The sequence below is a fragment of the Cupriavidus gilardii genome (assembly GCF_017598945.1).
GTDB classification, from domain to species: domain Bacteria; phylum Pseudomonadota; class Gammaproteobacteria; order Burkholderiales; family Burkholderiaceae; genus Cupriavidus; species Cupriavidus gilardii_E.
On the sequence record NZ_JAGFTW010000036.1, the window covers coordinates 306233 to 319447 of the forward strand.

The window sequence follows — 13215 nt, forward strand, 5'->3', positions numbered from 1 at the left end:
TGCCGTCCGTGCCGCATGGCCGGACGGGAAGCGCGCGTGGCGAAGAGAGGATTAGCGCAAAACGCCGAGTTTATCACGCGCGGCGGGCGGTTCCGTGGGCGAATCCGCCGCGGTTCCGGTACGCCGCGCGCGGGTCCGGACCGTGCCGGCACGGTGTCTCGCGCACGGCACCGGGGCGCTGCGCCGGGCCCGCTCGAGACGGGCTTGGGGCTAGAATGCGGCATGCGCCTGTTCACCCACCACGCCCTGCAAACGCCCGCCGCCAAGCCGCTGAACGACTGGCTGGCCAAGGCCGGGCCGATGTCCTCGCTGATGCAGACCGCGCGCGAGCTCGCCGCGCTGGAAGCCGAGGTGATGGCCCTGCTGCCGCCGGGCATGCGCGCCGGCATCGCGATCGGCGGCGTGCGCCGGGACATGCGCAGTCCCGGGGAGCCCAATACGCTGCTGCTGCTGGCCGCCCACGGCGCCGCCGCGGCACGGGTGCGGCAGATCGTGCCGAGCCTGCTGGCGCGGCTGCAGCAACGCGGCGCGCGCATCGATGCGGTCAAGGTGCGGGTACAGCCGGACGTCGCACGCGGCGACTGGGACGTGGCACCGGCGGAGCGGCCGAAAAAGGTGGGGGTGCCCGCGGCGGGGCTGAACAGCCTCGGCGAACTGGCGCAGACGCTGCCCGATTCGCCGCTGCGCGATGCGGTGCAGACGATGCTGGCGCGGCATCGGTAGGGGATTCGATCGGCAGGGCGCGGCAAGCGCCGTTTGCCCTCTCCCCCGGCCCCTCTCCCGCAAGCGGGCGAGGGGAGCAAACCCGCAGCAGTCGAGCTTCCCGCGCTTCGACTTCCCCTCGGCCAAAAGCGGGCGAGGGGAGCAAACCCGTAGCAGTGGAGCTCCCCGTGCTTCGATTTTCCTCTGCCGCAAGCGGGCGGGAGGAGCCCTCCCAACATTCACGCTTTCGACTCCCCTCTCCCGCTTGCGGGAGAGGGGTTGGGGGAGAGGGAACGCGCCGCCAGGCGCGCCTGGCTCAGGCGAAGGCCGGCTGCAGCTGCGGCAGGAAGGCGGCCGGGGCCTCTTCCTGGCGCTCGAAACTGACGATCTCGTAGGCCTGCTCGTCCGCCAGCAGCGCACGCAGCAGCTGGTTGTTCAGCCCGTGGCCGGACTTGTTGGCGACATAGGCGCCGATCAGCGGATGGCCGACCACATACAGGTCGCCGATCGCGTCGAGGATCTTGTGGCGCACGAACTCGTCGCCATAGCGCAGCTCCTCGTTGTTCAGCATGCGGTGCTCGTCGAGCACGATCGCGTTGTCCAGGCTGCCGCCGCGGGCCAGGCCCATCTCGCGCAGCGCCTCGACCTCGTGTGCAAAGCCGAAGGTGCGCGCCCGCGCGATCTCGCGGACATAGCTGGTGTCGCCGAAGTCGATCTCGAAGGTCTGGCCGGTCTTGTCGACGGCCGGATGGCGGAAATCGATCGTGAACGACAGCTTGAAGCCGAAATACGGCTCGAGCCGCGCCAGCTTGTCGCCATCGCGCACTTCCACGGCCTTCTTGACGCGGATGAAGCGCTTGGCCGCCGGCTGCTCCTCGATGCCCGCCGATTGCAGCAGGAACACGAAGGACGCGGCGCTGCCGTCCATGATTGGGATTTCCTCGGCATCGACGTCGACGAACAGATTGTCGATGCCCAGGCCCGCGCACGCGGACATCAGGTGTTCGATGGTGGAAACGCGCGCGCCGTTTTTCTGCAGCACGGAGGCCAGGCGCGTATCGCCGATGGCCGATGCCTTCACCGGAATCTCCACCGGCTCGGGCAGGTCGACGCGGGTGAAGACGATACCGGTATCGGTCGGGGCGGGCCGCAATGTCAGCGTCACTTTACGGCCCGAGTGCAAGCCAATGCCAACGGTCTTGACCAGGGACTTGATAGTGCGCTGTTTGAGCATGACGGCCTCTGCTAATTATTAAAATCTATCGGGCTTGAGATTCGATAAACCGTATCTTACCACCGGTCATTATATTGCGCTGCACCAGTTTTGTTTCGCCGTGTTAACGGTGTGGCATTCGACGGCTAAAGGCCCGAAAAAGATGCGGGAAATGGCGGGAAAATCGTCGGAAAATATGGAATAAGCGGCATACGAGTCACAAATAACGCCGCTTTCGCTCCCCCTGCCCGCGCCAGAGTCAGAGAACGCCGTCTTACCCGCGCAACATTGCGAGCACCGCCTCGGCGCTGCTGACCTTGAATTCGCCCGGGGCTTCGACGGCCAGGTGCGTGACCACGCCATCGTCCATCACCATCGCATAGCGCAGCGAACGCACGCCCATGCCGCGCTTGCCCAGGTCCTGTTCCAGACCGAGTGCGCGCGTCCATTCGGCGCTGCCGTCGCCGAGCATCCGGACCTTGCCGGCGGTGCCCTGCTCGCGCGCCCATGCGCCCATCACGAAGGCATCGTTGACCGACACGCACCAGATCTCGTCGACGCCTGCGGCGCGCAGCGCATCCGCCTGCTCGACGAAGCCGGGCACGTGGCGTGCGGAACAGGTCGGCGTGAACGCGCCGGGTAGACCGAACACGACGATGCGCCGACCCTGGGCCAGGTCGGCCACCGAGAAGGCGTTGGGACCGAGCGCACAGCCGCCGGCCTCGACTTCGAAGTATTCGTACAGCGTCGCGTCGGGCACGCGTGCACCGATTTCGATCATGGCGATTTCCTCAGGCGGCCGCGGCGTCGGCGTCCACATCGAACATCAGCGAACGACCGCGAACGCCTTGGCCAAACCCAGTCTGCATCATAGTTGCCTGGCACCGGCATCCCAAGTGAGACGGCGGCGCGCACGCCTGTCAGCGGATGCCGACAGGCAGGCAAGCAGAACTGACAAAAACAGGCGCGGCGAGCTTGCACTCGCCGCGCGGAAGGAAGGCACATCCCGGCCGGGATACGGCGGGAGACCAGTCCGGGGAGGCGGCCGGCGGCGCGCCTGTCCCGGCACGGGATGCGGACGGAGGACAGCAGGCGCGTCAACCTCGCCGGTTCCGCAAGCGGCAGGCGGCCGTCATCCGTAGCGCGGCACGGGCGGATGGGGAGCGCCCATCGTGCCCCGCTGTCGCGGATGCGCGGCCGGCAAACTGCCGGCAATGCGGTCGGCTATATCGGTCGACTCGCGCCGTGCCGGCTCTCAGTCCGCCTGCTTGCGCAGGAAGGCCGGGATGTCGTAGGTGTCGACGCCCTTCTCCTGCAGCGCGGCCACGTGCGCCGACGCGGTTTCGCGCGAGCTGCGGAACACCGCCGGCGTATCGAGGCCGCTGTAGTCCGGCGCGCTGTGCAGCGCCGAGCCGTGCTGCAGGCCAGCCATCATCTGCACCGGCATGTTGTCGGTACCGGTCTTGAGCAGCGTCATCGGCTGCTGCTTCTTGCTGGCGCGGCCCAGGCCCGTGGCGACCACGGTCACGCGCAGCGCATCGCCCATCGAGTCGTCGTAGACCGTACCGAAGATCACGGTGGCATCTTCCGCGGCATAGCTGCGGATGGTGTTCATGACTTCCTTGGTCTCCGACAGCTTCAGCGAGCGGCTGGCCGTGATGTTGACCAGCACGCCGCGCGCGCCGGACAGATCCACGCCTTCCAGCAGCGGGCTGGCGACGGCCTGCTCGGCGGCCAGGCGCGCGCGATCGACGCCCGACACCGTGGCCGTCCCCATCATCGCCTTGCCCTGCTCGCCCATCACCGTCTTGACGTCCTCGAAGTCGACGTTGACCAGGCCGTCCACGTTGATGATCTCGGCAATGCCGGCCACCGCGTTATGCAGCACGTCGTCGGCGCACTGGAAGCACTTGTCCATCTCGGCGTCGTCGCCCATCACCTCGAACAGCTTCTCGTTGAGCACGACGATCAGCGAGTCGACGTTGTTCTCCAGCTCGGCCGATCCATGCTCGGCGACCTTCGCGCGGCGCGCGCCTTCGAAGTCGAACGGCTTGCTGACCACGCCGACGGTCAGGATGCCCATCTCCTTGGCGACCTGCGCCACGATCGGCGCCGCACCGGTACCGGTGCCGCCGCCCATGCCGGCAGTGATGAAGACCATATGCGCGCCGCGCAGCGCGTCGGCGATCTGCTCGCGTGCCGATTCGGCGCAGGTGCGGCCGACCTCCGGCTTCGCGCCGGCGCCCAGGCCGGTATTGCCCAGTTGCAGCACGCGCGCCGCGGTCGAGCGCTTGAGCGCCTGCGCATCGGTGTTCATGCAGATGAATTCGACGCCCTGCACCCCGCGGTTGATCATGTGCTGCACGGCGTTGCCGCCCGCGCCGCCCACGCCGACCACCTTGATGATGGTGCCGTCCTGCATTTCCGATTCGATCATGTCAAAGTCCATCACTGCCTCCGAGAAAAATCAGTCGCCAAACGCTGCGGCCTCCCCGCCGCAACCCTTGGTTCCTGAACAAAGAACCAAAAGAAAGAAACTGCTCCATCAACGCGCCGCGCCCGCCACGGTGGACAGTCGGCGACCAGCGCGTCGCCAATTCGATGCAATTCGTGCCGCCAATACGTGTCGTCAATCAGAAATTGCCGACGAACCATTCCTTCATGCGCGTCCAGATCTGCTTGACCGAACCGCTCTGCACCGCGACCTTGCGCCCGCGCATCCGTTGCACGCGGCCTTCGAGCAGCAGGCCCATCACCGTCGAATAGCGCGGGCTCTTGACGACCTCGTGCAGATTGCCGCGGTACTCGGGAACGCCGACCCGAACCGGTTTGAGGAAGATGTCCTCTCCCAGTTCCACCATGCCGGGCATCATTGCGGTGCCGCCGGTGATCACGATGCCCGACGACAGCAATTCCTCGTAGCCGGACTCGCGCACGACCTGATGCACCAGCGAGTACAGCTCCTCGATGCGCGGCTCGATCACCGCCGCCAGCGCCTGGCGCGACAGCGTGCGCGTGCCGCGATCGCCCACGCCCGGCACCTCGATCATTTCCTCCGGATCGGCGATCGCCTGCTTGGCGATGCCGTACTGGATCTTGATGTCCTCGGCATCGGGCGTCGGCGTACGCAGCGCCATCGCGATGTCGTTGGTGATCTGGTCGCCGGCGATCGGAATCACCGCGGTATGGCGGATCGCGCCTTCGCTGAAGATCGCGATGTCGGTGGTGCCGCCGCCGATGTCGACCAGCACCACGCCGAGTTCCTTCTCGTCCTCGGTCAGCACCGCCAGGCTCGAGGCCAGCGGCTGCAGGATCAGGTCGTGCACCTCCAGCCCGCAGCGGCGCACGCACTTGACGATGTTCTGCGCGGCGCTGACCGCGCCGGTCACGATATGGACCTTGACCTCCAGCCGGATGCCGCTCATGCCGATCGGCTCGCGCACGTCCTCCTGCCCGTCGATGATGAATTCCTGGGTCAGGATGTGCAGGATCTGCTGGTCGGTCGGGATATTGACCGCCTTGGCCGTCTCGATGACCCGCGCCACATCGGTCTGGGTCACCTCCTTGTCCTTGATCGCCACCATGCCGCTCGAGTTGAACGAGCGGATGTGGCTGCCGGCAATGCCGGTGAAGACCTCCGAAATCTTGCAGTCGGCCATCAGCTCGGCTTCCTCGAGCGCCTTCTGGATCGACTGCACGGTGGCCTCGATATTGACCACGACCCCTTTCTTCAACCCCTTGGACTCGGATTGGCCCATCCCGATCACTTCGTAGCTGCCGTCGGGGCGCAATTCCGCGACCACCGCCGCCACCTTCGAGGTGCCGATGTCCAGACCAACCAACAGGTCCTTGTATTCCTTGCTCATCGGGTTTTCTCCGCGTTCTCTTTTCTCAGTCGCGTCGGATTGTTGTTGGAAGCCGGGCCACGCTTCGCGCCGGCGGCGTTGGCACTGGCACCGGCACTGGCACGATTGGCACCGTTCGCATGGCTCGTCCCCTGTTCGCGTGCCTTGGCGGCGGCTGCCGCCTGGGCCTCGGTCAGGAAGCGCACATTGGCTGCCCGGATGGCAAACCCGTTCGGATAGCGTAAATCCGCGTACTCGATCTGCTTGCCCCACTGCTCCGTCACCTGCGGCCAGGCGATGACGAAACGCTTGACGCGCTCCTCCATCGCCATCCGGTCAAGGTCGGTCTGTTCCCGTCCCAGTTCGACCACCATGCCGTTGGACAGCCTGGCCCGCCAGGCGTAACGCCCGGACAACGTCACCGCGAGCGGCTCGGCCTTCAACGGCCGGAACCAGTCGCGCATGATCTCGAGTTTGTCGACGACCTCCGCCTCGCTGCCGGGCGGGCCATCGAGCGCGAGCAGCCGTGCGTCCTCTTCCGCCTCGGCGGGATTGGCCACGAACAGCTCGCCATAGGTGTTGATCAGCCGCCCGGTATCGGGCGCGCCCCAGGTGCCGAGCGCCTCGTGTTCCTCGATCTTGACCGTCAGGCCGCTGGGCCATTCGCGCCGCACGCTGGCCTTGCGCACCCACGGCACCGACTCGAAGGCCTGGCGCGCGGCGTCCAGGTCCAGCGTGAAGAAATTGCCCGACAGCTTGCCCAGCGCGTTGGCGCGCACCGCGGGCGCGTTGACGTGGCGCAGCGCGCCGCCATACATCGGCGCCAGCTCGACATGGGTGATCGCGAACACCGGCCGCTGCGCCAGCCACATCAGGCCGGCCGCGAGCGCCATCACCACCACCACGGCGTAGAGCGTGGTGGCGATCAGGTTCAGCAGGCGTGCGTTGTGCCACATGTCGGTTCGGGGTGCGCGAAGGCTTCGTTGTACGGGGTCAGCCGCGGGTTGTTCGGGGTTATTGGGGTTTCCAGTGCTCGTTCGGATGCAGGTCCAGCGTCGCCGCGGCGACCACCTGCAGCACGAAGTCCTCGTAGCTGATGCCGGCCGCGCGCGCCGACATCGGCACCAGCGAGTGGCCGGTCATGCCGGGCGAGGTATTCATTTCGAGCAGATAGGGCTGGCCGTCGGCGGTCAGCATCACGTCGGCGCGTGCCCAGCCGCGGCAGCCCAGCACGCGGAAGGCTTCGACCGCCAGGCTGCGCACGCGCTGCTCGAGCGCGTCGCCCAGATTCGCGGGGCACAGGTACTGGGTAACGTCCGTGAAGTACTTGTTTTGATAGTCGTAGTTGGCGTCGGGCGCGACGATGCGGATCACCGGCAGCGCCACCGCGTCGCGGCCCTCGCCGACGATCGGGCAGGTCAGCTCGGCGCCGTCGATGAACGCTTCGGCGATCACGTCGTTGTCCAGCGCGGCGGCCTTCTCGTAGGCGGCGCGCATCTGGCCGGCGTCCGTCACCTTGGTCAGGCCGATCGACGAGCCTTCGCGCGCCGGCTTGACGATCAGCGGCAGGCCCAGGTCGGCCACCACCGCATCGAACTCGCGCTCGGTGCAGTCCGCGGTCAGCATCGCAAAGCGCGGCGTCGGCAGCCCGTGGGTGCTCCACACCCGCTTGGTGGCGGGCTTGTCCATCGCCAGCGCGGAGGCCAGCACGCCGCTGCCGGTGTAGGGAATGCCCAGCTGCTCGAGCAGGCCCTGCATGGTGCCGTCCTCGCCGTAGCGGCCGTGCAGCGCGATGAAGACGCGATCGAAACCGGCCGTCGCGAGCTCGGCGACGTTGCGCACGCCCGGGTCGAACGCATGCGCGTCGACGCCGCGCGACTGCAGCGCGGCGAGCACGCCCTGTCCCGACAGCAGCGAGATTTCCCGTTCGGCCGAACGGCCGCCCATCAGCACGCCGACCTTGCCGAGCGCCTTCGGATCGATTTGGGGATTGGCGACGAAGCTCATGCCTGGTCTCCGGCTTGCGGCACGGCCGCTTGCACTGGTTGTTGCGACGCTGACTGGGCAGCGGGTTGCGAAAGGGGGGATGCGCTCGCCGACGATGCGCCAGCCTGGCCCGACACCAGCAGGCCCGGCACCGCGCCGATCGTGCCGGCGCCCATCGTCACCACCACGTCGCCGGGGCGCGCGGCGTCCAGGATCGCCTGCGGCATGTCGTCGATCAGCTCGACGAACACCGGCTCGACCTTGCCGGCCACGCGCAGCGCGCGCGTCAGCGCACGGCCGTCGGCGGCGACGATCGGCGCCTCGCCGGCCGCGTAGACCTCGGCCAGCAGCAGCGCATCGACGGTGCCCAGCACCTTGACGAAGTCCTCGAAGCAGTCGCGCGTGCGCGTGAAGCGATGCGGCTGGAAGGCCAGCACCAGGCGGCGGCCCGGGAACGCACCGCGCGCGGCGGCCAGCGTCGCGGCCATCTCGACCGGGTGATGGCCATAGTCGTCGACCAGCGTGAACGTGCCGCTGCCGTCCGCGCAGGCCACCTCGCCATAGCGCTGGAAGCGCCGGCCGACGCCGTGGAACTCGCGCAGCGCCTTGACGATGGCGGCATCGGGCACTTCCAGCTCGGTGGCGATGGCGATCGCCGCCAGTGCGTTCTGCACGTTGTGCAGGCCCGGCAGGTTCAGCACCACGTCCAGCGGCGGCTCGGCATGGTTGTTCAGCTGGCGCAGCACGGTGAAGTGCATCTGCCCGTCGACCGCGCGCGCATTGACCGCGCGCACCTGGGCGTCCTCGGCAAAGCCGTAGCGCACCACCGGCTTGGACACGAAGGGCAGGATCTCCCTGACGTTCGGATCGTCGACGCACAGCACCGCGATGCCGTAGAACGGCAGCCGCTGCGTGAACTCGACGAAGGCCTGCTTCAGACGGGCAAAGTCGTGCCCGTAGGTGTCCATGTGGTCCGCGTCGATATTGGTGATCACCTCGATCACCGGAAACAGGTTCAGGAACGACGCATCCGATTCGTCCGCCTCGGCGACGATGAAGTCGCCGGTGCCCAGCCGCGCGTTGGCGCCGGCCGAGTTCAGCCGGCCGCCGATCACGAAGGTCGGATCGAGCCCGCCTTCGGCCAGCACCGACGCCACCAGGCTGGTGGTGGTGGTCTTGCCATGCGTGCCGGCGATCGCGACGCCCTGCTTCAGGCGCATCAGTTCGGCCAGCATCACCGCGCGCGGCACCACCGGAATGCGCTTGGCGCGCGCGGCCAGCACCTCGGGGTTGTCGCCGCTGACGGCGGTCGACACCACCACCGCGTTGGCGCCGGCGATATGCGCGGCGTCATGGCCGTGCATCACCGTCGCGCCCAGCGCGGCGAGGCGGCGCGTCGCGGCGTTGCTGCCCATGTCGGAACCGGACACCCGGTAGCCGAGATTGAGCAGCACCTCGGCGATGCCGCTCATGCCGGCGCCGCCGATGCCTACGAAGTGGATGTTCTTGACGATATGCTTCATGAATCCGTTGCTTGCGGTCGACCCGTGTCCACCGTGCCTAATCCCTGGCCAGTTCGCTGCAGACCTGCGCCACGCGCCGGGTTGCATCCGGCTTGGCGAGTCCGCGCGCACGCTGCGCCATCTCTTTCAATTGCGGCCGCGACAGCTGCGCCAGCGTCTGCGCCAGCCCTTCCGCGGTCAATGCGTTCTGTTGCACCAGCAGCGCCGCGCCCTGTTCCGACAGGAAGCGCGCGTTGGTGGTCTGGTGGTCGTCCACCGCATGCGGGAACGGCACGAACAGCGCGGCCACGCCCGCCGCCGCCACTTCCGATACCGTCATCGCGCCGGCCCGGCAGATCACCAGATCGGCGTCGGCGTACGCCTGCGCCATGTCGTCGATGAAGGGCACCGCGTCCGCCGCCACGCCTGCCGCGGCGTAATTGGCGCGCAGCGTATCGATCTGCTTGACGCCGGCCTGGTGCCGCACCAGCGGCCGCTCGCCTTCGGGCAGCAGCGCCAGCGCCTGCGGCACCACCGAGTTCAGCGCCGCCGCGCCGAGGCTGCCGCCGACCACCAGCAGCCGCAGCGGACCCTGCCGGCCGTCGTAGCGCGCGGCCGGTTCGGCCAGCGCCGCGACTTCCTCGCGCACCGGATTGCCGGTCCACTCGGCGCCGGGCAGCGTCTGCGGGAACGCGCACAGCACGCGGTCGGCGACCCTGGCCAGCACCTTGTTGGCCAGCCCGGCGATCGAGTTCTGCTCGTGCAGCACCAGCGGCCGGCCCAGCAGCGAGGCCATCATGCCGGCCGGGAAGGTGATATAGCCGCCCATGCCGAGCACCACGCTCGGGCGAACCCGGCGCAGCGCGCCGATGCTCTGCCAGAACGCGCGCAGCAGGTTCATCGGCAGCAGCAGCTTGGTCAGCAGCCCCTTGCCGCGCAGCCCGCCGAACTGGATGAACTCCATCGGGATATCGTGCTTCGGCACCAGCGTCGCTTCCATGCCGGTACGGTTGCCGAGCCAGACCACGCGCCAGCCCTGCGCCCGCAGCGCCTGCGCGACGGCGAGCCCCGGGAACACGTGACCCCCGGTGCCGCCCGCCATCACGAGCAAGGTGCGCGGCTGCGTGGCGCTCATACCTTCCCTCCACGCATCAATACGCGGTTTTCGTAATCGATGCGAAGCAGCAAAGCCAACGCGACGCAGTTCATCAGGATCCCGGACCCGCCATAGCTGACCATCGGCAGCGTCAGGCCCTTGGTCGGCAGCAGGCCCAGGTTCACGCCCATGTTGATGAAGGCCTGCCAGCCGATCCAGATGCCGATGCCCTTGGCGACCAGTCCGGCGAAGGTGCGGTCCAGCTGCAGCGCGGTGCGGCCGATCGAGAAGGCGCGGCGCACCAGCCAGTAGAACAGCACGATCGCGGTCAGCACGCCGATGAAGCCCAGCTCCTCGCCGATCACGGCCAGGATGAAGTCGGTATGCGCCTCCGGCAGGTAGTGCAGCTTCTCGATGCTGCCGCCCAGCCCAACCCCGGCCCATTCGCCGCGGCCGAAGGCGATCAGCGAATGGGTCAGCTGATAGGCCTTGCCGAGCGCGTATTCCTCGCGCCAGGGGTCGAGATAGGCGAAGATCCGCTCGCGCCGCCACGGCGATACCGCAATCAGCAACGCGAAGGTGCCGACCGCGATCGCGACCAGCGCGCCGAACAGCTTGCCGTTGACGCCGCCGAGAAACAGGATCCCCATCGCCACCGCGGCGATCACCAGGAAGGCGCCCATGTCGGGCTCGAGCAGCAGCAGCATGCCGACCACCGCCACCGCGACGCCCATCGGCAGGAAGCCCTTGCCCAGGCTCTGCATCCATTCCTGCTTGCGCACGGTGTAGTTCGCCGCGTACAGCACCACCGCCAGCTTCATCAGTTCGGACGGCTGGAAGTTCATCAGGCCCAGCGGAATCCAGCGGCGCGCGCCGTTGACGCCCTTGCCGATGAAGGGCACCAGCACGATGATCAAGAGGATCAGCGCCAGCACGAACAGCTTGGGTGCATAGCGGTCCCAATACTTGACCGGGATCTGGAAGGCCAGCAGGCCGACGCCCAGCCCGATCAGCAGCGAGAACGCGTGGCGCATCAGGAAATGGCTCTCGCGGTAATTGGCGAAGCGCGGCGAATCGGGCAGCGCGATGGTCGCCGAATACACCATCACCAGGCCGAGCGACAGCAACACGATCGCCACCCACAGCAGCGGCTGGTCGTATTCCATCATCCGCGAGCGAGTCGGCTTGACGCCCGACACCGCATCGCGCAGCCCTTCCCAGGCGTTGCCGATGGTCGCGCCGACGATGGTGGCGCCGACGAAGCCGCTGCGCTTGGCCTGGCGCTCTGCCTGCATCTCGCTCATGGCATGATCCCCCGGGACAGCGCCAGTTCTTCGACCGCGGCACGGAACACCTGCGCGCGGTGCACGTAATTGCGGAACATGTCCAGGCTCGCGCACGCCGGCGACAGCAGCACCACGTCACCCGCCTGCGCCTGCTCCGCGGCCAGCCGCACCGCGGCTTCCAGCGCGCCCTCGTGCGAACCCGCATCGAGCAGCGCGACGCCGGTGCCCTCGAGCGCGGCACGCAGTTCGCCGGCGGCCTTGCCGATCAGCACCACCGCGCGTGCGTATTGCGCGACCGGTGCGGCCAGCGGCGAGAAGTCCTGGCCCTTGCCCTCGCCACCGGCGATCAGCACCACGCGCTTGTCCAGCCCGGACAGCGCGGCGACCGTCGCGCCGACGTTGGTGCCCTTGCTGTCGTCGAAGTACTCGACGTCGTCGATGGTGGCGATCCATTCGACGCGGTGCGGCTCGCCGCGGTATTCGCGCAGGCCGTGCAGCAGCGCGTTCATCGGCAGATCGATGGCGCGGCACAGCGCCAGCGCCGCCATCGCGTTGGTGGCGTTGTGCATGCCGCGGATATGCAGCGCATCGGCCGGCATCAGGCGCTTGTGCCGCACCGGCACCGGCGCGGCGTCGTCGCCGGCGGCGGCGCTCTTGCGGCGGCGCGGCTTCGCTTCGTCGGCCTCGCCGTCGGGCTCGGCCAGCACCAGCCAGGGCATGCCGCCCTCGCGCAGAACGCCGAAGCTGCCCGGCACTTCCGGCAGATCGGTGCCGAAGGTCACCGGCACGCTGCCCGCGCGCGCCATCTCCATCGTCAGGCGGTCGTTGCGGTTCAGCACCTGCACGCAGTGGGAACCGTCGCTGCCGCCCGGGCCGAAGATGCGCTGCTTGGCGGCGGCGTAGGCCTGCATCGTGCCGTGCCAGTCCAGATGGTCCTGCGTGACGTTGAGCACCGCGGCCGCGTGCGGCGCCAGCGTATGCGTGGTTTCCAGCTGGAAGCTGGACAGCTCGAGCACCCAGACGTCGGGCAGCGTCGCCGAGGCGATGCAGGCCGACAGCTTGTCCAGCGCCGACGGGCTGATATTGCCGGCCACCGCGACGGTCTTGCCGGCGCGCTCGACCAGCCGGCCCGTCAGCGCGGTGGTGGTGGTCTTGCCGTTGGTGCCGGTGATCGCCAACAGCTTCGGCGCGTAGCCCGCTTCGGCCTGCAGATGCGCGAGCGCGCGCGCGAACAGTTCGATCTCGCCCCACACCGGGATGCCGCGCTCGCGCGCCGCGTCGAGCAGCGCGCCGGTGTCGGCTTCCGTCGGCGACAGGCCCGGGCTGATCGCGATCAGCCCGATGCCGTCGAGCAGCGCCGGCAGCGCGGACGCAAAGGCGGCGCCGCCGACGAATTCGGCCGAGGGGAGCTCGGCCTGCAGGAAGGCAAGATTGGCGGGCGCGGCACGGGTATCGGCGACACGCAGCGCGCAGCCATACCGGCCGCACCAGCGCGCCATCGCCAGGCCCGATTCACCGAGGCCCAGTACCAGCACATGAGGGGTCTGCAACTCGCCAAACACTTCGTTTCCTGCCTTTGATTTCC

General features: G+C 68.2%; 11 protein-coding genes. 1 reads left to right on the forward strand and 10 read right to left on the reverse strand.

What is annotated here, in order from left to right:
* Positions 1-222: 222 nt before the first annotated feature.
* Positions 223-723 (forward strand): DciA family protein, encoded by a 501-nt coding sequence (locus J5T34_RS13290; RefSeq protein WP_208580147.1) that lies wholly within the window; start codon positions 223-225, stop codon positions 721-723.
* 295 nt (positions 724-1018) lie between these two features.
* Here the strand turns inward: J5T34_RS13290 and lpxC are convergent, their stop codons facing one another.
* The 10 genes from lpxC to murD form a co-directional block, all read right to left on the reverse strand.
* Positions 1019-1936 (reverse strand): UDP-3-O-acyl-N-acetylglucosamine deacetylase, encoded by a 918-nt coding sequence (gene lpxC / locus J5T34_RS13295; protein ID WP_149316574.1) that lies wholly within the window; start codon positions 1934-1936, stop codon positions 1019-1021.
* Positions 1937-2189: 253 nt separating this feature from the next.
* Entirely contained in the window at positions 2190-2696 is a 507-nt protein-coding gene (locus tag J5T34_RS13300) for a peroxiredoxin (protein ID WP_174104636.1), read from the reverse strand.
* A gap of 474 nt (positions 2697-3170) precedes the next feature.
* Entirely contained in the window at positions 3171-4364 is a 1194-nt protein-coding gene (gene ftsZ / locus J5T34_RS13305; protein WP_149316572.1) for a cell division protein FtsZ, read from the reverse strand.
* Between the two features lie 184 nt (positions 4365-4548).
* A complete protein-coding gene (gene ftsA / locus J5T34_RS13310) occupies positions 4549-5781 on the reverse strand; it encodes a cell division protein FtsA (protein ID WP_149316571.1) in 1233 nt (410 codons plus the stop codon).
* Positions 5778-6716, reverse strand: coding sequence for a cell division protein FtsQ/DivIB (locus J5T34_RS13315; RefSeq protein WP_208580148.1), 939 nt, complete (start codon positions 6714-6716; stop codon positions 5778-5780). The genes ftsA and J5T34_RS13315 overlap by 4 nt, the downstream gene beginning before the upstream one ends.
* 58 nt (positions 6717-6774) lie before the next feature.
* The gene (locus tag J5T34_RS13320) at positions 6775-7767 is read right to left on the reverse strand and encodes a D-alanine--D-alanine ligase (RefSeq protein WP_208580149.1); all 993 of its coding nucleotides are present in this window, start codon (positions 7765-7767) and stop codon (positions 6775-6777) included.
* The gene (gene murC / locus J5T34_RS13325; protein WP_208580150.1) at positions 7764-9269 is read right to left on the reverse strand and encodes a UDP-N-acetylmuramate--L-alanine ligase; all 1506 of its coding nucleotides are present in this window, start codon (positions 9267-9269) and stop codon (positions 7764-7766) included. The genes J5T34_RS13320 and murC overlap by 4 nt, the downstream gene beginning before the upstream one ends.
* 37 nt (positions 9270-9306) lie before the next feature.
* Positions 9307-10383: an undecaprenyldiphospho-muramoylpentapeptide beta-N-acetylglucosaminyltransferase gene (gene murG, locus J5T34_RS13330; protein ID WP_208580151.1), complete on the reverse strand. Its 1077-nt coding sequence runs from the start codon at positions 10381-10383 to the stop codon at positions 9307-9309.
* Complete coding sequence (ftsW, locus tag J5T34_RS13335; RefSeq protein ID WP_208580152.1) at positions 10380-11648, reverse strand: putative lipid II flippase FtsW; 1269 nt, start codon at positions 11646-11648, stop codon at positions 10380-10382. Before ftsW ends, murG begins: the two co-directional genes overlap by 4 nt.
* Complete coding sequence (murD, locus tag J5T34_RS13340; RefSeq protein WP_208580153.1) at positions 11645-13192, reverse strand: UDP-N-acetylmuramoyl-L-alanine--D-glutamate ligase; 1548 nt, start codon at positions 13190-13192, stop codon at positions 11645-11647. The genes ftsW and murD overlap by 4 nt, the downstream gene beginning before the upstream one ends.
* Between the last annotated feature and the right edge of the window lie 23 nt (positions 13193-13215).